General features: G+C 75.1%; 20 protein-coding genes. 9 read left to right on the top strand and 11 right to left on the bottom strand.

Translation table 11 applies throughout. The features are described 5' to 3' along the window. Positions 1–75: 75 nt before the first annotated feature. Both rsgA and ACIQTO_RS05705 read left to right on the top strand, forming a co-directional pair. Positions 76–1,206, top strand: coding sequence for a ribosome small subunit-dependent GTPase A (rsgA, locus tag ACIQTO_RS05710; protein ID WP_402383328.1), 1,131 nt, complete (start codon positions 76–78; stop codon positions 1,204–1,206). Between the two features lie 95 nt (positions 1,207–1,301). Beyond that, the gene (locus ACIQTO_RS05705) at positions 1,302–1,907 is read left to right on the top strand and encodes a YdeI family protein (RefSeq protein WP_402384228.1); all 606 of its coding nucleotides are present in this window, start codon (positions 1,302–1,304) and stop codon (positions 1,905–1,907) included. Between the two features lie 55 nt (positions 1,908–1,962). On the opposite strand, the gene ACIQTO_RS05700 is transcribed toward ACIQTO_RS05705, so the two are convergent. Continuing rightward, the gene (locus ACIQTO_RS05700) at positions 1,963–2,418 is read right to left on the bottom strand and encodes an ASCH domain-containing protein (RefSeq protein ID WP_402383325.1); all 456 of its coding nucleotides are present in this window, start codon (positions 2,416–2,418) and stop codon (positions 1,963–1,965) included. Between the two features lie 304 nt (positions 2,419–2,722). Here ACIQTO_RS05700 and ACIQTO_RS05695 point away from each other — a divergent pair, with 304 nt between their 5' ends. Beyond that, on the top strand, positions 2,723–4,240 hold the full coding sequence (locus ACIQTO_RS05695) for a DNA-3-methyladenine glycosylase 2 family protein (RefSeq protein WP_402383322.1): 1,518 nt from the start codon (positions 2,723–2,725) through the stop codon (positions 4,238–4,240). Then, positions 4,237–4,746 carry a methylated-DNA--[protein]-cysteine S-methyltransferase gene (locus ACIQTO_RS05690; RefSeq protein ID WP_402383320.1) on the top strand — a complete coding sequence of 170 codons (510 nt, stop codon included), beginning with the start codon at positions 4,237–4,239 and terminating at the stop codon, positions 4,744–4,746. Before ACIQTO_RS05695 ends, ACIQTO_RS05690 begins: the two co-directional genes overlap by 4 nt. A 59-nt stretch (positions 4,747–4,805) precedes the next feature. On the opposite strand, the gene ACIQTO_RS05685 is transcribed toward ACIQTO_RS05690, so the two are convergent. Then, the gene (locus ACIQTO_RS05685; protein ID WP_402383318.1) at positions 4,806–5,366 is read right to left on the bottom strand and encodes a GNAT family N-acetyltransferase; all 561 of its coding nucleotides are present in this window, start codon (positions 5,364–5,366) and stop codon (positions 4,806–4,808) included. A gap of 53 nt (positions 5,367–5,419) precedes the next feature. Then, positions 5,420–6,031, bottom strand: coding sequence for a MarR family winged helix-turn-helix transcriptional regulator (locus ACIQTO_RS05680; RefSeq protein ID WP_402383315.1), 612 nt, complete (start codon positions 6,029–6,031; stop codon positions 5,420–5,422). A gap of 236 nt (positions 6,032–6,267) precedes the next feature. On the opposite strand from ACIQTO_RS05680, the gene ACIQTO_RS05675 reads away from it, so the two are divergent. Then, the gene (locus ACIQTO_RS05675; RefSeq protein WP_402383313.1) at positions 6,268–7,710 is read left to right on the top strand and encodes an MFS transporter; all 1,443 of its coding nucleotides are present in this window, start codon (positions 6,268–6,270) and stop codon (positions 7,708–7,710) included. A gap of 87 nt (positions 7,711–7,797) precedes the next feature. On the opposite strand, the gene ACIQTO_RS05670 is transcribed toward ACIQTO_RS05675, so the two are convergent. From ACIQTO_RS05670 to ACIQTO_RS05660, 3 genes are all read right to left on the bottom strand, one after another. Then, complete coding sequence (locus ACIQTO_RS05670; RefSeq protein WP_402383311.1) at positions 7,798–8,541, bottom strand: DUF305 domain-containing protein; 744 nt, start codon at positions 8,539–8,541, stop codon at positions 7,798–7,800. Next, positions 8,538–9,203: a DUF3105 domain-containing protein gene (locus tag ACIQTO_RS05665; protein ID WP_402383309.1), complete on the bottom strand. Its 666-nt coding sequence runs from the start codon at positions 9,201–9,203 to the stop codon at positions 8,538–8,540. The genes ACIQTO_RS05670 and ACIQTO_RS05665 overlap by 4 nt, the downstream gene beginning before the upstream one ends. Positions 9,204–9,336: 133 nt before the next feature. Further along, entirely contained in the window at positions 9,337–9,834 is a 498-nt protein-coding gene (locus ACIQTO_RS05660; protein ID WP_402383307.1) for a hypothetical protein, read from the bottom strand. 342 nt (positions 9,835–10,176) lie between these two features. On the opposite strand from ACIQTO_RS05660, the gene ACIQTO_RS05655 reads away from it, so the two are divergent. Next, positions 10,177–11,799 carry a protein phosphatase 2C domain-containing protein gene (locus ACIQTO_RS05655; RefSeq protein WP_402383304.1) on the top strand — a complete coding sequence of 541 codons (1,623 nt, stop codon included), beginning with the start codon at positions 10,177–10,179 and terminating at the stop codon, positions 11,797–11,799. A gap of 21 nt (positions 11,800–11,820) precedes the next feature. Here the strand turns inward: ACIQTO_RS05655 and ACIQTO_RS05650 are convergent, their stop codons facing one another. Continuing rightward, entirely contained in the window at positions 11,821–12,453 is a 633-nt protein-coding gene (locus ACIQTO_RS05650) for a TetR/AcrR family transcriptional regulator (RefSeq protein WP_402383302.1), read from the bottom strand. A 197-nt stretch (positions 12,454–12,650) separates the two neighbouring features. Between ACIQTO_RS05650 and ACIQTO_RS05645 the strand changes: the two genes are divergently transcribed. Beyond that, positions 12,651–12,875, top strand: a complete 225-nt coding sequence (locus tag ACIQTO_RS05645; RefSeq protein ID WP_402383299.1) for a hypothetical protein — start codon at positions 12,651–12,653, stop codon at positions 12,873–12,875. A gap of 51 nt (positions 12,876–12,926) precedes the next feature. Here the strand turns inward: ACIQTO_RS05645 and ACIQTO_RS05640 are convergent, their stop codons facing one another. After that, on the bottom strand, positions 12,927–13,772 hold the full coding sequence (locus tag ACIQTO_RS05640) for an SDR family oxidoreductase (protein ID WP_402383296.1): 846 nt from the start codon (positions 13,770–13,772) through the stop codon (positions 12,927–12,929). Positions 13,773–13,853: 81 nt separating this feature from the next. Here ACIQTO_RS05640 and ACIQTO_RS05635 point away from each other — a divergent pair, with 81 nt between their 5' ends. Continuing rightward, entirely contained in the window at positions 13,854–14,468 is a 615-nt protein-coding gene (locus ACIQTO_RS05635; RefSeq protein WP_402383294.1) for a TetR/AcrR family transcriptional regulator, read from the top strand. A 42-nt stretch (positions 14,469–14,510) separates the two neighbouring features. On the opposite strand, the gene ACIQTO_RS05630 is transcribed toward ACIQTO_RS05635, so the two are convergent. The 3 genes from ACIQTO_RS05630 to ureA are packed head-to-tail and all read right to left on the bottom strand — an operon-like array spanning position 14,511 to position 18,015. Continuing rightward, a complete protein-coding gene (locus ACIQTO_RS05630; protein WP_402383292.1) occupies positions 14,511–15,554 on the bottom strand; it encodes an agmatine/peptidylarginine deiminase in 1,044 nt (347 codons plus the stop codon). Positions 15,555–15,586: 32 nt separating this feature from the next. Beyond that, the gene (locus ACIQTO_RS05625) at positions 15,587–17,308 is read right to left on the bottom strand and encodes an urease subunit alpha (protein WP_402383289.1); all 1,722 of its coding nucleotides are present in this window, start codon (positions 17,306–17,308) and stop codon (positions 15,587–15,589) included. Further along, the gene (gene ureA, locus ACIQTO_RS05620) at positions 17,305–18,015 is read right to left on the bottom strand and encodes an urease subunit gamma (RefSeq protein ID WP_402383287.1); all 711 of its coding nucleotides are present in this window, start codon (positions 18,013–18,015) and stop codon (positions 17,305–17,307) included. Before ureA ends, ACIQTO_RS05625 begins: the two co-directional genes overlap by 4 nt. Positions 18,016–18,342: 327 nt before the next feature. Between ureA and ACIQTO_RS05615 the strand changes: the two genes are divergently transcribed. Further along, positions 18,343–18,876 carry an ATP-binding protein gene (locus ACIQTO_RS05615; protein WP_402383284.1) on the top strand — a complete coding sequence of 178 codons (534 nt, stop codon included), beginning with the start codon at positions 18,343–18,345 and terminating at the stop codon, positions 18,874–18,876. The last annotated feature ends 431 nt before the right edge of the window (positions 18,877–19,307 follow it).

Below are 19,307 nucleotides of genomic sequence, written 5' to 3'. Positions count from 1 at the left end.
CCGCCGGCTGACGTCGCCTTCGCGCGCGCAGCCGTAGCCCGGCGGGATCGCTTTCCTCCCGAAGGGCCCACTGCGTTGTTCAACGCTGCCTCCGTTCCGTCGTTCTCCCTCTTCTCTTCCGATTCCCCCGACTCCTCCGACCTCCCGCTGGCCGGCTACGGCTGGACGGCCGCGTCCGAGGAGGACTTCGCCCCGCTCGCCGAGGCCGGGCTGACCCCCGCCCGGATCGTCCGGGTCGACCGGGGCCAGTGCGACGTCGTCGTGGCCGACCCGGCGACCGGCGAGCCGCGCACCGTCCGCGCCGACACCCGGGCGGTCGGCGACGCCGACATGATCAACTGCCCCTGCACCGGTGACTGGGCGGCCGTGGACCTCGCGGCCGAGCCGATGCCGGCCGTCGCGGCCCTGCTGCCGCGTTCCACCGCGATCATCCGCAAGGTGGCCGGCAAGCGTTCGGACGGCCAGGTGCTGGCGGCCAACGTCGACACCGTGCTGATCGCCTCCTCGCTCGCCGCCGAGCCCGACCTCGGCCGGATCGAGCGCTTCCTCGCGCTGGCCTGGGAGTCCGGCGCCGAGCCGGTGGTCGTGCTCACCAAGGCCGACCTGGTGGACGACGCCGAGTTCATCCGCGCCGATGTCGAGTCCATCGCGCCCGGCGTCACGGTGCTGGTGGTCAGCGCCGAGACCGGCGAGGGGGTGGACGTGCTGCGCGCCTGCACGCCCGGTACCACCGCCGTGATCGGACAGTCCGGCGTCGGCAAGTCCACCCTGACCAACGTGCTGGCCGGCGCCGAGGTGATGACCGTTCAGCAGGCCCGCGCGGTCGACCAGAAGGGCCGCCACACGACGACCACCCGTGAGCTGATCCCACTGCCCGGCGGCGGCGTGCTGATCGACACGCCCGGCCTGCGCGAGGTCGGCCTCTACGGCGGCGAGGGCGTGGCGATGGCCTTCTCCGACATCGAGGAGCTGGCGGAGGACTGCCGTTTCCACGACTGCGGCCACCACGCCGAGCCCGGTTGTGCCGTGCGGGCCGCGCTGGACGACGGCACGCTCCCGCAGCGGCGGATGGACAGCTACCTCAAGCTCCAGCGCGAGAGCGAGTGGATCGCCTCCCGGTCCGACGCCCGGCTGGCCTCGGCCCGGCTGAAGAAGTGGAAGGTCATCACCAAGTCCGTGCGCGCGCGGGGCACCGTGAAGCGGTGACGCCGGCGGGGCGGCGGGCGCGCGGTGCGGCGGCCCGCCGCCCCGCCGCGCGGCCGGCGTCCGGGGCGGCCGCTACGCTCGGCGGCGTGGACGGGATCGACGGCGTGGACGGCGTGGACGGGATCGACCGGATCGACGGGGTGGAGGTCGTCGGCTTCGCGGACGCCCGCGCCTTCGAGGACTGGCTGGCCGACAACCACCCGCGCCACGAGGGCGTGTGGATCAGGATGGCCAAGCGGACGTCCGGCATCGCGTCGGTCACCGACGACGAACTCGTCGACATCGGGCTCTGCTACGGCTGGATCTCCGGGCAGCGCCGCTCCCTGGACGCGCGGTACTACCTGCAGAAGTACGTACCGCGCCGGCCCAGGAGCCTCTGGTCGCAGGTGAACGTCGACCGGGTGGCGGCGCTGACGGCCGAGGGCCGGATGCGCGAGCCCGGCCTCGCCGAGGTGCGTCGTGCCCGGGCGGACGGCCGGTGGGCGGCGGCGTACGCGTCGCAGCGGGCGGCGACGGTACCGCCCGAGTTCGCGGCGGCGCTCGACGCCGACCCGCGGGCGCGGCGGGCGTTCGAGGCACTCGACCGGACGGGGCGCTACCAGCTCCTCCTGCCGCTGCTCCAGGCGCTCACCCCGCAGACCCGGCAGGCCCGGCTCGACCGGGCCCTGCGGCGGTTGACGGGTGGCGACCGGCCGGCGTGACGCGCCGGGATCGTGCGGCGTGAGCCGGTCGTGGACGGGCGCGGGGCGCGGTCGGTCAGCGGAGGTCGGCCACCACGCGGAAGCGCTCCAGTACGACCGGGGTGGTGTCGTCCACGGTGAAGCCGGGATCGCCCAGGGCGGCCCGCATCTCCTCGCCGTGCCAGAAGCCCTCGTGGACGGAGCGCCACTCGGCCACCGTGGTGAAGCCCTCGCCCTCGTCCACGGCGTGCCGCAGGTCGACCTCCGCCAGCGGGACGACCCGGACGTCCGTCGTCTCGGTCACCGCCACCGGTCGGCCGGCCGAGTCGATCACCGCGGAGCGGACGCCTACCCGGGGCAGCGGCTCGTTCTCGTGCTCGTAGTCGGCGACCAGACCGGTGGTGCTGGTCTTGGCGCCGTTGAGGACGGCCGCGACCAGCTGGTCGCGGAGCGGTCCGGGGAAGGCGAACTCCGCCACCCGCAGTGCGGCGACCCGAGGGTCGTCGGGGCCGGTGTACGGCTGCTCGGTCACGGGGGCTCCTTGTCGCCGGGTGGGCGGGGCCGCCGGGTGGGCGGGGCCGCGGGGCAGCGGTGGGGGCGGGCGCGGAAGGTCACCCCGCGCCGGCCCCGGCCAGCGTAGCCGCGGCCCGGGCGGGCGGCTCGCGGTTTTCCGCCCGCGGGTCCGTGCCGGCCTCCGTCCGTGCCCGGTAAGGCCCGTGCCCGCCACCGCCCGCCCGCGACCGGTGCCGACCGGTGCCGGCCGCGCCGGGCGGCCCGTCACGCCCAGGTCCGATTTCCGCCAGTCATGCCCCGCCGGGTGCCGCAGACTGGACAGCGTGATCGACGACGACATCCGATACCGGGCCGTGGACAGCCGGGACGCCCGCTTCGACGGCGTCTTCTTCACGGCCGTCACCTCGACCGGCATCTACTGCCGACCGAGCTGCCCCGCCGTGACCCCCAAACGCGTCAACTGCACCTTCTACCCCAGCGCCGCCGCCGCGCAGGGCGCCGGCTTCCGGGCCTGCCGCCGCTGCCGCCCCGACGCGGTGCCGGGCTCACCCGAGTGGAACCACCGCGCCGACCTGGTCGGCCGGGCGATGCGGCTGATCGGCGACGGCATCGTGGACCGCGAGGGCGTCGCCGGCCTGGCCCAGCGTCTCGGCTACAGCTCCCGCCAGCTCCAGCGCCAGCTCACCGCCGAGCTCGGCGCCGGGCCGATCGCGCTGGCCCGGGCCCGCCGTGCCCAGACCGCCCGGCTGCTGCTGCAGACCACCGAGCTGCCGGTCACCGAGATCGCCTTCGCCGCCGGGTTCGCGTCCGTCCGCCAGTTCAACGACACCGTCCGCGAGGTCTACGACCGCACGCCCAGCGGGCTGCGCGCCGAGGTCACGGCGGGGCGGCGCACCGCGACCCCGGCCGGCGGGCTCACCCTGCGGCTGGCCTACCGGGGCGCGCTGGACAGCGACCACCTGATCGACTTCCTGGCCCTGCGCGCCGTCCCCGGCGTGGAGGAGGTCGTCCCCGGCCCGCGCCCCGGCGTCCGCGCCTACCGCCGGACCCTCGCGCTCCCGTACGGCCACGGCATCGCCGAGGTGGACGGGCTCGCCCCCGAGGACCGGACCCGCGGCTGGCTGGACTGCCGCCTCTTCCTGGCCGACCTGCGGGACCTGCCGACCGCCGTCCAGCGGCTGCGGATCCTGTTCGACCTGGACGCCGACCCGGACGCGGTGGACGGCCGGCTCGGCACCGATCCGGTGCTCGGCGCACTCGTCCGCGCCCGGCCCGGTCTGCGCTCGCCCGGCCACGTCGACCCGCACGAGCTGGCCGTCCGCGCCGTCCTCGGCCAGCAGGTCACCGTCGGCGCCGCCCGCACCCTGGCCGGCCGGCTCGCCGAGAAGTACGGCACCGCGCTGCCGGAGCCGAGCGGCGGGCTGCGGCTGCTCTTCCCGACCGCCGGCGCGCTGGCGGTGGCCGACCCCGGGGACTTCGCGATGCCGGCGGCCCGCCGCCGGGCGCTCACCGGCCTCTGCGCCGCGCTGGCCGAGGGCGTCGTCCGGCTCGACGGCGGCGTCGACCGGGAGGAGGCGGCGGCGCAGCTGCTCGCCCTCCCCGGGATCGGCCCGTGGACCGTCGGCTACCTGCGGATGCGGGCCCTCGCCGACCCGGACGTCTTCCTGCCGGGCGACGTCGGGGTCCGCCACGGCCTCACCCGGCTCGGCGCCCCCGGCGACCCGAAGTCCGCCGACCGCGCCGCCGAGGCCTGGGCCCCCTGGCGTTCCTACGCCGTCCACCGGCTCTGGGCCGGCGCCGCGCATGACACCAGCACTGGAACGGAGAACACCCGAGCATGAGCACCACCGTCTTCACCTTCATGGCGAGCCCGTTCGGCCGGCTGCTGCTCAGCGGTGTGCTGCCGGCGGACGGCGGACCGGCCGCCCTGGCCACCGTCACCGTCCCCGGCCAGAAGTACGCCCTCGCCGAACCCGCCGACGACTGGGTCCACGACCCGGACGCGCTCGCCGAGCCGGTCGCCCAGCTCACGGCCTACTTCGCCGGCGAGCGCACCACCTTCGACCTTCCGCTGGCCCCGGTCGGCACCGAGTTCCGCCGCAGCGTCTGGGCCGCGCTGGACGACATCCCCTACGGCGAGACGGTCACCTACGGCCGGCTCGCCGAGCTGGCCGGTGCCTCACCGAAGGCCGTCCGGGCGGTGGGCGGCGCCGTGGGCGCCAACCCGCTGCTCATCGTCCGGCCCTGCCACCGCGTGATCGGCGCCGGCGGCTCCCTCACCGGCTTCGCCGCCGGGGTGGACCGCAAGCGCTGGCTGCTGGAACTGGAGAGCGGCACGCTGTTCTGAGCCGCCCGCCGGCCGCAGGGCCGTTGAGCCGCCCGCCGGTGCCACCGGCGGGCGGCTCGTCACCGGCCGGGCCGGCCGGTGTCGGCCCGGCCGGTGACGGCGCGCAGGTCCACCCGCCAGTCGTTGCTGCGCATGTGGCGCCCGGGCGGGAACTCGAAGTCGGTCTCGCCGAGCAGGGTGAAGCCGGCTTTGCGGCAGACGGCGTTGGAGGCGGGATTGTCCACGTCCGGGAACGCGTGCAGGTAACGGTGGCGGGCCCCGGCGCGGGCCGCGGCGACGGCGGCCCGGGTGGCGGCGACGGCGATGCCCCGGCCCTGGTGGGGCGGTAGGACGTTCCAGCCCATCTCGTGGACCGTCTCGCCCTGCCAGGTCCGGGTGCCGTAGCCGACGGTGCCGACGGGCTCGCCGCCGGGGAGCAGGACGATCCGGTACATGCAGCCGAGACCCGAGGGGACGAAGTCCAGGTAGCGGCGGTGCCGGGTGAGGAGCTGCCGCTCGTCCTCCGGGCCGCCGACGTGCTTCTTCATCTCCGGGGTGTTGACCCGGCGGAGCAGCGCGAGGTCGGCGTCCGTCCAGGGCTCGATCCGCAGCCGGGCGGCGTCCGAGGGTGAGGCTTCCATGCGGGGACGCTAGCCGATCCTGCCGGTGGCGGCTCCCGGGTTTTCGACCGGCGTCACTCGGGCCGGTGCTGCTGGTCCGGCGAGGCCAGGGCGCGGGCGAGCCGGTCGAGGGCGGGGAGCGCCTGCATGACGGCCTCGCGGTCGGCGGCGGTGAGCGTGCCGAGGGCGGTGGCGATGCGGCGCTCGTGGGCGTGCTGCCAGTCGTCCAGCTGGCGCAGACCGGCCGGGGTGAGCGCGATCCGGGCGGTCCGGCGGTCGCCGGGGTCGGCCTGGCGGTCGACGAAGCCGGCGTCCAGCAGCTTGCCGACCAGACCGCTGACGGTGTTCGGGGCCAGCCGTTGGCGGGCGGCCAGTTCGCCGACCCGCAGCGGCGCGGCCGCGAGCGTCTGGAGGAGTTCGACCTGCGCCATCGGCAGGGACTCCCACGGGTAGTCGGTGCGGATGCTGCTGCGCAGGGCGCGCCGCAGCCGGGTCACCACGTCGGTCAGCCGTCGGGCACGTTCGATCGCCGGAGCGGGGGGCTCGACCGGAGCGGGCAGCTCCGCCGGGGCGCCGGGGCCGACCGGGGCGCCGGTCCGCGCCTCCGGGGCGGTGGGAGTTCCGGGGGCGGCCAGGGCTTCGGCCGGTACGGCGGCGGGGTCGGGAACGGGGGGTGACGACGGCATGGCGGACAGCGTAGCGCCTGGTGGCGGCCGCTCCGCCGGGCCGATCGCGCACTGGGCACGCACCGCTCGCGCACCGACCGTCGGGTCCGCGACCTGCGGATCGGGGCCGGTGGACCGCGACCGTCGGGTCCGCGACCTGCGGATCGGGGCCGGTGGATCGGGGCCGGTGCCGGTCGAGGATCGCCCACCGACCAGCTCGTAGAGAGAACATATCTGCATCCGATATATTTCGCCGTATGAACGCCACCGCCCTCGCCACCAGGCTGCTCACCGAGCGGCCCCGGCCGCGCGGCATCGCCGGGTGGCGGCACGCCCACTGGCTGGCCGTCGGCACCGTCTGCCTCGGCGCCTTCCTCGGGCAGCTGACCGCGGGCATCACCGCCCTCGTCCTCCCGGCCCTCGGGCAGCACTTCCGCACCGACTACGCCGCCGTCGAATGGGTCGCGCTCGCCTACCTGCTGGTGCTGGTGGCCCTGCTGGCCCCGGTCGGCCGGCTCTCCGACCTGGTCGGCCGCAAGACCATGTACCTCGGCGGGTTCGCCGTCTTCGCGCTGGCCTCGCTCGGCGCCGGATTCGCCGGCGGCCTCGGGGTCCTGGTGGCCTGCCGGGCCGTCCAGGCGGTCGGGGGAGCGATGATGCAGGCCAACAGCGTCGCCCTGGTGGCGCGCGGCGTTCCCGGACACGCGATGCGGCGGGCCCTGGGCATCCAGGCGGCCGCCCAGGGGCTCGGCCTGGCGCTCGGCCCGAGCCTCGGCGGGCTGCTGGTCGAACACGCCTCCTGGCGCTGGGTGTTCTGGATCAATGTGCCGGTCGGCCTGGTCGGCATCCTGGCCGGCTGGTTCCTGCTGCCCCGCACCCGCGCCGAGCCGTGGGCCCCGCGCGTCGGTGGCGGCGACGGCCGGTTCGACCTGCCCGGGCTCCTGCTGCTCACCGGCGCGACCACCGCGCTGCTGCTCGCCCTCTCCACCGCCTCGGGCCTGCCGCTGCCCGGCTGGGCCGCGGCCGGCCTGCTGCTCCTCGCGGTGCTGCTGGCGCTGGGCCTGGTCCGTCAGGAGCGGCGGACCGCCCGGCCGATCCTGGCACCCGGCCTGGTCAACACCCCGGGCGTGCGGCCCGGCCTGGCCGTCGCGCTGATCGGCTACCTGCTGCTGTTCTGCCCCCTGGTGCTCGGGCCGGTGCTGCTCACCGAGGCCGGCGCCCCCGTGCTCCGGGCGGGCCTGGTGATCACCCTGCTCCCGGCGGCCTTCGCGGTCGCCGCGACCGTCGGCGGCGCCCTGCTGCCCCGGGGCTGGTCGGACGTCACCCGGTGCCGGTTCGGCGCGGCCGTCGCGGGGGCCGGGCTCCTGCTCTTCGCGCTGCTGCCGGTGGGCGTCGCCTGGGCGGCCGCCCCGCTGCTGGTCGCCGGGTACGGGCTGGGCCTGCTGTTGCCCGCCAACAACGCGCTGGTGATGCGGGCGATACCGGCGGAGTGCTCGGCGGTCGGCGGTGGCATGGTCAACATGGCCCGCAGTCTCGGTACGGCGCTCGGCACCGCCGTGCCCGTGCTGGGTGTCCACCTGGCGGGCGCGGTGTCCGGCGGCCGGACGGTGCTGCTGGCGCTCGCCGCCGTCGCCGTCCTCGCGGTGGCACTGGTCCGCCCGACCGGGCGGGCGGGGCGACCGGGCCGGCCCGCCGTCTGACGGTGCCCCGAGCGGCCGGGACCGGAACGGCCGGGGGCGGGGGACGGAGTGTCCGTCCCCCCCCCCCGGCCGGGTGGTGCGGGTCGGTCAGGAGGCGGGGACACCAGGGGCGGCGCCGCGCTCGGCGAGCATGTCGGTGATCAGCTGGATCTCCGAGGTCTGCCCGACCACCATCGACTGCGCGAGCCGCTTCTCGGTCTCGTTCTTCGCCATGTCGACGTAGCCCTGGGCCATCTCCACCCCGCCCTTGTGGTGCTCCAGCATCAGCTGCAGGTAGTACACCTCGGCGTCGCGCCCGCTGAGCGAGCGCAACCTGGCGAGCTGGGTGTTGGTGGCCATGCCCGGCATCAGCGAGCCGTCGTGCGCCTCGTAGCCGTGGTTCATCCGCATCCACGTCATCGGCTTGGCCCCCGAGTGCTGCGGGAGCCCCCACTGGTCGAGCCAGCCCATCATCATCCCGCGCTGGTTGGCCTGGGTGTTGATGATGTCGAAGGCGAGGGTGCGGACCGCCGCGTCGTCCGTCCGGTCACGGACGGCGAACGACAGGTCGACGGCCTGCTGGTGGTGGGTCGCCATGTCGCGGGCGAAGCCGGCCTCGGGGGAGTCGTCCGCCGGGGCCGTGAGCGAGGACGAGCCGGAGGCCGAGGTCCCGCTCGCCACGAGCGCGGGTATCCCGAGCGCGAGGGCGAGCGAGGCGGCCAGCGCCGCCGGCCACCAGAGCCGCCGGCGGCCGGGGGCGGGACCGGTGGCCGCGCTGTCGTCGAAGGCGTCGTCGTGGCCGTCGTCCCGGCCGTCGTCGTGTGCCCCGGGTGCCGCCGCCTCGGCGGTCACATCGCCCCCATGCTGCAGGACGCGCCCGGCTCCTGGGTCTGCTTGCCCTGCACGTACTTGGTGAAGAACTCGCCCACCCGGGGGTCGTTGGCGCTGTCCACGACCAGCTGGGTGCTCCAGGCGCTCAGGGTGATGGTGCCCTTCTCGTCCGGGTAGGGGCTCATCAGCGAGTACGGGGTGGCCTTCACCTTGTCGGAGAGGGACTTGATGTCGTCCGGCGTGGCCTTGCCGTTGTACGTCACCCAGACCGCGCCGTGCTCCAGCGAGTGGACGGCGCGCTCGTTCTCGACCGGCTGGTCGTAGACGTGGCCCATGCAGTCCAGCCAGATCGCGTTGTGGTCACCGCCGACCGGCGGGGTCTGCGGGTAGGTGACCTTCTCCTTGACGTGGTTGCGGCTCAGCTCACCGAAGGTCTGGACACCGTCGATCGGCGCTGCGGCGGCGGCCTCCTTGGCCTTCTTGTCCTGGTTGGCGTCGACCACGATCCAGGTGCCGGTGGCGATCGCGGCGATCACCAGGGTGCCGGCGACCACCGAGGCGATGATCTTGTTCCGGCGGTCGCGGCGCTGCTCGACGGCGCGCAGCTCGGCTATCCGGGCGCGACGGTCGAGACCGGCCTGCTTGCCGGTCGGCTTGTTGGACTGCTTCGAGGCGGAACCCATGAGGTGTCCTTGTCCCCGCCGCGCGCTTGGGGCGCGGCGGTCTGATGAGAGGGCGGAGGGGCGGATCCGTCGGCCACGCCCCCTTCGCCGTCCGTTCGGACGGGCAGGCGGGAGGGCCGGCGGTGGGTTCCGCTCAGGACCGGTGAACTTGGAGCTCGTGCAGGTCGGGTGCCGGGCGCGGACCGTCCAGGAGCCCGCTGGGCACCACCCGGGGCTGGGCCTCGGGAAGCTCCGGGCGGGGCGCCAGGGAAGGCATCGGCTGCGGCGGCGGGTTGGGCAGCTGGGCGTCCTGGCCGCAGTACGGGTGACCGGAGCAGCCGTTGTTGCGGTGCGGCGGCTCGCCGTCGGCGGTGCACCACGTCCAGTGCCGCTGCTCGTCGGTGTGCAGCCGGTCGGAGAGGGTGGCGGCCGGGCCGGTACGCGGGGCCCCGGTGCGCGGGGCCGCGTGCTCCGTCCGGGGTGCCCGCCGTGCGCCGGTCGCCGGGGCGTCCGCGACGACCGGGCCGACGACGGTGCTCTCCGGAAGGACCGCGGCCTCGGTGGACCGCTCCGTCGAAACCGCCCGGGCCTGGCCCGCGCACGGGAGCGCCGTCAGCAGTCCGACCAGCAGGAGGAACCACAGGGCACCCACCGGGCGGCCTGCGACTACGGCCCTCCCCGGTCGGGGCGATCTGGGGGCCGACGCGGTCATGCGCACATTTAATCAGCCGAACGAGTGAAGCGATGCCCCTCCTCGACCCCCATTTTCGGCGCCCGAACGTACCGAATGCCCCGGAAACGACCTGCTCGGGGCAGTTCCGGCAAGCGCGGACGGAACGGAAACGAAACATGGGGCGAACCCGGTGATAGGGATCATCCGATCAGTGTGCGGTTGTCGCCGAAACCCGGACAGCGTCGTTGCACTCGGAGACAATGACGTCGAGTCCGGCCCCGCCGGGGGCGGCGCGACCACGCACCGACCAGGAGCCGCCAGATGAGCAAAGAGGGTGCACCCGCACAGCAGCACCGGCCGGACGACGGTTGGTGGGAAACGGTCTACGAAGGGCCGGCGGGCACTCTCCCCGACACCCCGGGCGCGGTCCCGGGGGAGGGAAGCGTCGACGACTGGTTCGAGACGGCGGCGGGGCTGATCGGGCCGCAGCGCACGGGTGGGCCGGCCGCCGGGGCGGAGCCGGCGGTGCGGCCGGAGCCCGTGCCCGAGTCTGGGCCCGGACCCGAGCCCGAGGCGGCGGAGCGGGACAGTATCGACGACTGGTTCGACACCGCGGTCGGGGTGATCGGCCAGCAGCGCGGGCCGGAGGAGACGCACAAGTTCCAGGCCCCGGCCTGGGCGGCCACCCCCGGGCCGGCGGCCGTCGCGGAGCCGGAGCCGGAGCCGGAGGTCGCCGCGGAGGCGGTCGTGGTGGCGGTCGTGGTGGCGGTGGCCGAGCCGGAACCGGCGGGACCGGTGCCCGAGCCGGCGCCCGTCCTTCGGAAGAGCCCGGAGCCCGCCGCGGTGAGTGACCCGGAGCCGCCGGCCGTACCGGAGGCGGGAGCGGAGCCGGAGCCCGTGTCCGTATCCGAGCCCGAGCCCGCCGCGGAGGTACCGGACCCCGCGCCCGCGCCCGCGCCGGCCGTGGTCGTGGCCCGTCCCGCCACCCGCCCGGTGCCGGCCGGCGCCGGGCCCGCCGTCCCCCATGTCGGCGAGCGCCCGCCCACGTACGGGCCCGAGCCGACCGCCGTCCCGGAGGCGGATCCGGGCACGCTCGGCGCCGTCGTGCCGGACACCGTCCTGGAGGGGGCCCAGTACGGCGCCGCCACCCTGCGCGCCGTCTCGGTCCGGGGCGACTCCGCCCGCTACCGCGGCGAGCCCCGCCGGGACGCGCTGCTGGTCACCCGGTTCGGCGAGGGCACGGACGGCCTGCTGCTCGCCGTACTCGGCGGGTTCGACCGCAGCGGCGCGGGTGCCTCCGACACGTCGGACGATGTCGACGTCGCCGCCGAGGCGGTCGCGACCGCCGCCGCCGAGGCCTGCCGCCAGCTCGCCGCCGCGGTCGGCCGCAGCCGGGCCGGTCTCGCCGCCGACCTGCGCGACGGCGCCCGCGACCGTCTCCGCTACGGCCTCCAGCGGCTCGCCACGGCCGCCGCCGCCCCGCTGCGCGCCCTCACCCCCCGGGGCGCGGGCGACGACCCGGCCCCGCAGGCTTCGCTGCACTGCCTGCTGCTCTCGCTCGACCCGGCGGCCTCCTACCGGGCGGCCTTCGGGGTCGGCCCGGGCGGGCTCTACCTGTTGCGCTCCGGCCACTGGATCGACGCCTACGCGGCCCGGCTGCTGCACCACCCGGACGGGCAGCCGCCGGTGCTGCCGGAGAGCCCGGTGCCGGATCCGCGACCGTTCCGGTTCCGGATGGTCCCGGCGACCCCGGGCGACATCCTGCTGCTCTGCACCCCGGGCCTGGCCCGGCCGGTCTCCGACGAGCCGGCCGTCGCGCACTTCCTGGCGGCGCACTGGGCGCACCTCCACCCGCCGGGCACCGTCGACTTCCTGCGCCAGGTGCAGGTGCGTGCCAGGGGCTATGCCGACGACCGCACGGCGGCCGCGATCTGGACGGAGTGACGGGGCCGGGCCCCGCCGGTGTCAGGCGGGTGCCAGCAGGGTTCGGAAGGCCGACTCCGCCAGGTGCAGCGCCCGGGTGCGGTGCGCGCCGGGCAGGCCGAGCGCGAGCGGCACGGCGAGACCGTCGAGCAGGGCGCGGATCTGGGCGGCGCGCTCGGTGGCAGCGGATCCGTCCGCCCCACCGACCCCGGCCGGTCCGGCGGTGAAGGAACCACGGGCGGTCCCCTCGTCGAGCAGGGCGACGAGGTCGGCGTCCCAGGGGGCCTCGATCTCCAGCTGCCCCTGGCGGAGCTCCTCGCTGGCGGGGGAGCGCCCCCACACCTCGACCCAGAGGATCCAGCGCGGGTCGCCGGGCCCCTCGGGCAGGTACAGCCGGATGTACTCGCCCAGCCGCTCCCAGACGTCCCGTCCGCCGTCGGCCAGGGCGGTGCGGCGGCGGGCGCCGAGCTGCTCCTCGCTCCAGCGCAGTGTCTCCAGCAGCAGCTGGTCCTTGCTGCCGAAGTAGTAGAGCAGGTGCCCGGCGCTCATCTGGAGCTGTTTGCCGAGACCGGCCATGGTCAGTTTGGCGAGCCCGTGCTCGGCGATGGCGGTCCGCGCGGTGGCGAAGACCTCCTCGCGGGGGCGCGCCGGCCGGCGCGGGCGGGCGTCCGCCATGTGCTGCTCTCCTCTGTGCCGCCGCGGCCGCGCCGCGCCGGCCCCACGATACTGGCCGTGCCCGAAGGGCCACGGAGCGGGAGGCCGACCGGTTCGGCACCACGCTCCTGCGGGTACGTACCGACTACCGGGCGGTGCGCACCGCGGCGGCGCATCGCACGGGTACCGACGACCCCGAACCCGAGGGGGTGGCCCCCATGGCCACGCTGATCGCCCTGTTCGCGGCCCTGGCCGTCTGTGTGACCGGGCTGGCGGTCCATCTGCACCGCCGCCACGACGGCCCCACCGAGAACCTCGACGGTGTCCTCGCCGAGCGGCGGCGGCTCGCCCAGCTGCGGGCCCTGCGCTCCTCCTACAGCTCGATCGCCATGCACAGCACCCACGGCCTGACCACCGACGACCTCGGCCGTCATCACCGGTGACCCGGAAGCCGTCCCGGGCGCGCGCCGTGCTCCGCGCGCCCGGGACGGGCGCTACCGGAAGGCCGGCAGGTTGCGCGCGACCCAGTCGCCGAAGGGGCGCGCCGGGCGGCGCAGGACGGTCGCCACGTCGGGGCTGATCTCCTGCTCCGCCGGAACGGGGACGCCGAGGACGTCCAGGGTGCCGCCGATGACCTCCTCGGGCATGAACCGCGCCAGGTGGGTGTGGGCCTGCTCGCGGGAGAGTTCCACGAAGGTCACCTCCTCGCCCAGCGCCTCGGCGATCACCGCGGCCTGGCGGCGCGGGCTGACGGCCTCGGGACCGGTCAGTTCGTACGTGCGGCCCGCGTGGCCGCCCTCGCGCAGGACGGCGGCGGCGACCTCGGCGATGTCCGCCGGGTCGATGACGGGCAGTGCCACCTCGGCGAACGGGGCGAAGACCGTGCGCTCGGTGCGGACCGACTCGGCCCAGGCGAAGGCGTTGGAGGCGAAACCGCCCGGGCGCAGGACGGTGAAGTCCAGGCCGGACTCGCGCACGGCGGCCTCGAACTCACGCAGGCGGGCATGCGAAGCGGCCTGGGGGCGGGTGGAGTTGATCTGGGAGGAGAGCAGCACGACCCGCTCGACCCCGGCGGCCCCGGCCACGTCCAGCAGGGCCTTCGGGCTCTCGCCGTGGCCGTTGAGTTCGCCGCCCAGCAGGATGAAAAAGGCGTCGGCGCCGTCCAGGACCGGCCGCATGCCCGCGGCGTCCCCGACGTCGGCCCGGGCATGCCGGGCACCCGCCGGAAGGCCGGCGGGCCGCGGCTGCCGCGAGACGGCCACGACCTCCTCGCCCGCCCCGGCCAGCAGCGGCACCAGCGTCCGCCCGATGTTCCCGGTCGCACCCGTCACGACGATCATCTGGATCCCCCAAGTAAGTTAGTTGGCTGACTTGGTTGGACCCTAGCACGGCCGTCCCGGGCGCTGTCTATAGTTGGTCAGGTGACTGACTCAGTGAAGCCCCGGGGGCGGGCGAGCGACAAGCGCCGACGGCTCACGGCCGCGGCGGCCCAGGTCCTGCACCAGCAGGGGGTCGAACGGACCACCCTCGCCGACATCGCGCGGGTGGCCGACGTGCCCGTCGGAAACGTCTACTACTACTTCAAGACCAAGGACGAACTGGTCCGCGCCGCGCTGTCCGAGCACAGCGCTCATCTGGACGAACTCACCGGCGGCCTGGACGAGTTGCCCGACCCGCGGGACCGTCTCAAGGCCCTGGTCGAAGCCTGGGTGGGCCGGCGCGAGACCGCCGTCCGCTACGGCTGCCCCACCGGCACGCTGGCCGTCGAGGTCGACAAGCGCGCGGACGGGATCCTGGACGCGGAGGCCGGCGCGGTGATCCGGCGGCTGCTCGACTGGGCCGGACACCAGTTCCGCGCCCTCGGCCTGCCCGACCCGGACGGCCTCGCCGTCACCCTCGTCGCCGGCTACCAGGGTATGTCGCTGCTGGCCAACGCCCTGCGCGAGCCGGAGATCATGACCCGTGAAGGTGCCCGCCTGCTCGGGTGGCTCGACGCGCTGGAGGCTCCCGGAAACCCCCGCGGGCCCGGCGAGTGACCACTCGCCGGGCCCGCGGCCGCTCGCTCGCCCGTCCCGGAACTAGCCCGCCTTGGGCTGCTGCTGGGTGATGCAGTGGATGCCGCCGCCGTTGGCGAAGATCTCGCGGGCGTCGACGAGTTCGATGGTCCGGCCGGGGTAGGCGCGGCCGAGGATCTCGGCGGCCTCCTGGTCGCGCGGGTCGTCGAAGGCGCAGAGCACCACGGCGCCGTTGGCCACGTAGTGGTTGATGTACGAGTAGTCGACCGGCTCGCCGTCCTCGTCCGTCAGGACGGTGGGCGCGGGCAGTTCGATGACCTCCAGGGCGCGGCCCCGGGCGTCGGTGGACGCGCGCAGGATCGCCACCAGCTCCTGGCACACCTCGTGGTCGGGGTGGGCCGGGTCCGGCTGGACGTGGGCGACCACGACGCCGGGGCGGACGAAGGAGGCGACGATGTCGATGTGGCCGCGGGTGCCGAACTCGTCGTAGTCGCGGGTGAGTCCGCGCGGCAGCCAGACCGCCTTGGTGGTGCCGAGGTGGGCGTGCAGCTCGGCCTCGACCTCCTCGCGGGTCCAGTCGGCGTTGCGTCCCTCGCCGAGCTGCACGGTGTCGGTGACGAGCACGGTGCCCTCGCCGTCGACGTGGATGCCGCCGCCCTCGTTGATCAGCCGGGAGGCGAAGCGCTGAACACCCGTCAGTTCGCTGATGTGCTCGGCGATGTGCTGGTCGTTGTCCCAGCGGGCCCAGGACTGCGCGCCCCAGCCGTTGAAGATCCAGTCGGCGGCGGCCAGCGAGCCCTCGCCGTCGATCAGGAAGGACGGGCCGATGTCGCGCATCCAGGCGTCGTCCAGCGGGCGCTCGACGATCTCGACCTCGGGGGCGACGTACTTGCGCGCCTCCTCGGTCTCGCCGGTGTTGACCACCAGTGTCACCGGCTCGTACCGGACGACGGTGTTGGCCACCGCGGCCCAGGCCTCGCGCCCGGAGTGCAGGTTCTCCGGGGTGTCGAAGGTCGGGTTGGCGGTGGGGAAGGCCATCCAGGTGCGGTCGTGCGGGTGCCACTCGGCGGGCATCCGGTAACCGAGCGAGGCGGGGGTGGGGGTCATCTTCGCGTCCTAGGAAAGAAAGTGATGGTGGGTCAGAGGAAGTAGAGGCGGCTGAGCGAGACGCTGTCGGCGGGCTCGGAGCGCAGCGGCGAGCCGTCCAGCGAGACCAGGCCGGTCTCGCTGACCTGGACGTCGCCGATCCGGGCGTTGCGGACCATGTCGCGCGGGCCGATGCCGCGGGTGTTCCGGACGCCGACCCGGCGGCGTCGGGTCGGCATGCCGTCGGCCGCCCGGTCCAGGTAGGCGCCGTCGGCCGCGGCCTGGGCGACGAAGGCGACGGAGAGGTCGGCGGCGGTGGCGCCGTGGGCGCCGAACTGGGGGCCCAGGACGAGGGGTTCGCACCGGTCGGTGGAGGCGTTGGGGTCGCCGACCACGCCGTAGGCGGGGAACCCGGCCTTCAGGACCAGTTGGGGCTTGGCGCCGAAGTGGTCGGGGCGCCACAGGACGATGTCGGCGAGCTTGCCGATCTCGATCGAGCCGACCTCGTGGGCGAGGCCGTGGGCGATGGCGGGGTTGATGGTGAGCTTGGCGATGTAGCGCAGCACGCGCTCGTTGTCGTCGCCGCCCTCGGCGGTGCCGTAGGAGCCGGTGCCGTCGAGGGGGCCGAGCTCGGCCTTCATCTTGCCGGCCATGGCGAAGGTGCGACGCACCGTCTCGCCGGCCCGGCCCATGCCCTGGGCGTCGGAGGAGGTGATGCCGATGACGCCGAGGTCGTGCAGGACGTCCTCGGCGCCCATGGTGCCGGCGCGGATGCGGTCGCGGGCCATGGCGGCGTCGCCGGGGAGGTCGACCTTGAGGTCGTGGGCGGAGACGATCATGCCGAAGTGCTCGCCGAGGGCGTCGCGGCCGAACGGCAGGGTGGGGTTGGTGGAGGAGCCGATGACGTTCTCGACGCCGGCCATCTTGAGCACGTTGGGGACGTGGCCGCCGCCGCAGCCCTCGATGTGGAAGGCGTGGATGGTTCGGCCGTCGAGCACCTTGAGGGTGTCCTCGACGGAGAGGCACTCGTTGAGGCCGTCGGTGTGCAGGGCGACCTGGACGTCGTACTCCTCGGCGACCCGCAGGGCGGTGTCCAGGGCGCGGGTGTGGGCGCCCATGTCCTCGTGGACCTTGAAGCCGGAGGCGCCGCCCTCGGCGAGGGCCTCGACCAGGGGGGCCGGGTCGGAGGAGGAGCCGCGGCCGAGGAAGCCGATGTTGACCGGCCAGGCGTCGAAGGCGTTGAAGGCGTGCCGCAGCGCCCAGGGGGAGTTCACGCCCACCCCCCAGACCGGGCCGAACTCCTGGCCGATGATCGTGGTGACGCCGGAGGCGAGCGAGGCCTCCATGATCCGCGGCGAGAGCAGGTGGACGTGGGTGTCGACGGCGCCGGCGGTGGCGATCATGCCCTCGCCCGAGACGATCGTCGTCCCGGTGCCGACGACGACGTCCACGCCGTCCAGGGTGTCGGGGTTGCCGGCCCGCCCGATGGCGGCGATCCGGCCGTCGATCAGGCCGATCGAGGTCTTCCGGATGCCCTGCACCGCGTCGATCACCAGGACGTTGCTGATCACGACGTCGCAGGTGTCGCGGACGGCGGCGGCCTTGAGGTGCAGGCCGTCGCGGGCCGTCTTGCCGAAGCCGGCCAGGAACTCCTCGCCGGGCGTCTGGGAGTCGGACTCGACCCGGACGATCAGACCGGAGTCGCCGAGGCGGATCCGGTCCCCGGCCCGCGGGCCGTGCACCGCGATGTAGTCGTGCGGGGTGATGGCGCTCACGATTCCACCTCGGCGTCGTCGAAGCTGGTCAGGTAGCCGGTGGCGCGGGCCTTGGCCAGGGCGGCCTCCTTGGCGCCGGGAGCGTCCAGCGGGCCGTCCACCAGCCCGGCGAAGCCGATCGCGACCCGCGCGCCGCCGATCGGCGCCAGGCCGACCTCGACGGTGGCGCCCGGGTCGAAGCGCACCGAGGAGCCGGCCGGCACCGCGAGGTGGGTGCCGTAGGCGGCGGCGCGGTCGAAGGCCAGCCGCGGGTTGGCCTCGAAGAAGTGGAAGTGCGAGGTGACCGAGATCGGCACCCCGGAGGTGTTGTGGACGGGCAGCAGCACCGTCTCCTCGACGGGGTCGTAGCCCGCGCCCGTGCCGGGCAGCGCGCCGCCGGGGGCGTCGTCGCCGAGCGAGCCGGCGCCCTTGAACGGGTCGTTCACCACGGCCAGCCGGGTGCCGTCGTCGAACACCGCCTCGACCTGGACCACGGTCACCACGTCCGGGACGCCGGGGAGCACATCGGCGGCGGTGAGCACGCTGCGTCCGGCCTCGATGGCCTCGGCGAGGCGCCGGCCGTCGCGGGCGGCCTCGCAGACGGCGTCGGCGATCAGGGCGTGCGCCTCGGGAATGTTGAGGCGTACCCCTCGGGCGCGCCGGGCGCGGGCCAGCTCGGCTGCTGTGAAGATCAGCAGCCGGTCCCGCTCGGTGGGAGTCAGTCGCACGGTTCCTCGCTCGCGGTCGCCGGGGAGTGCCGGTGGGTGCCGGGGGTGGAGTTAGAACGGCGTTCAAACATCCCGGGCCATTGAACCCGGACCCGGCCGCTCTGTCCAGCCTTGCCCGAAAACGCCTCGTACGCATCGCAAACCTGTCCGGCACGGGCGGTTGGATCACGAGGACCGCGCCGTGCCCCTTTCACCCCAGGTGATCGGACGCACACTGTTCCAAACGCCGAAAGCTGGGCATGAGGATGGTGGTCAGAACGAGGCGGCCACCCGACCGGCGGGGGATCCGGGAGCGGGTGCCCGGATTGAGGGCGGGGGCAAGTGGTGATGGACGGTCAGTCGCGATTCCCGCGGCAGCGGACGGGCTCGGGGGACGCCTTCCGGTCCAGGCCTCAGGGCGGCGCACCGGGCGCGTCCGGGGTCACCGGCACGGCGGGCCAGGCGCTGCCGCGCACCCCGGCACCGGGGTGCGCGCTGAACCGCCGGCTGCATCTGGCGGTCGAGGCGGCCGATCTGGTCGCGGTCGCCGCGGTCCGCCGGCGGCTGCGCTCCGCACTCGGCCACTGGGGGGTGCCCGAGCTGGCCGACACCGCGGAGCTGCTCTCCTCCGAGCTGGTCACCAACGCGCTGCTGCACACCGGGCAGGGCGCGGTCTTCGACGCGGTGCTCACCGCGGACCTCCGGCTGCGGATCGAGGTCCACGACGGCGTCACCCGGCTGCCCGGCCGCCGTCGCGATCCGGACGCCGAGTACGCCACCTCGGGGCGCGGGCTGATGCTGGTCGAGGCGCTGGCGGACTCCTGGGGGGTTCAGCTGCGCGGGGACGGCAAGGTCACCTGGTTCGAGTTGGTCACCGCCTGACCTCCGGAGCCGTCCCCTCCCCTCCTTTCCGCTCCGCCCTTGGCCGCCGCTGCCCCTCGCCACTCCCCGCGCCCCGCCCGTCGTGGTGCCGTCCGCACTGCCGCCGGCGCCGGCCGGTGGCCCCGACCCATCCGTTCGGAGCAGTCTCCGGACCCCGGCCGCGCCGGGCGTCCGAACGGGGAGAACCAGGTCGTTCGCCGCCGAACGACACCCCCCGGCGAAGGCCGAGCCGAAGATTCCCGGCCCGGTGCCATTGCCGCTCGGCCGAACATTGGCCAGGATGGTGGGAATGTGTGTCCACGTGCGGCAAACAGCGGGGAGACCTCACCTCGACTGGCCGCCGCCCGGCGGCACGGTCCGATCGAGCACCACCCACTCACACCGCCATGAGGCCAGCCCGGACAGTCGGCGCGGCTCGTCACGGCGGCGGC

The sequence above is a fragment of the Kitasatospora sp. NPDC091207 genome, assembly GCF_044768625.1.
Classification (GTDB): Bacteria; Actinomycetota; Actinomycetes; order Streptomycetales; family Streptomycetaceae; genus Kitasatospora.
This window is presented reverse-complemented; position numbering and strand designations above follow the sequence as displayed.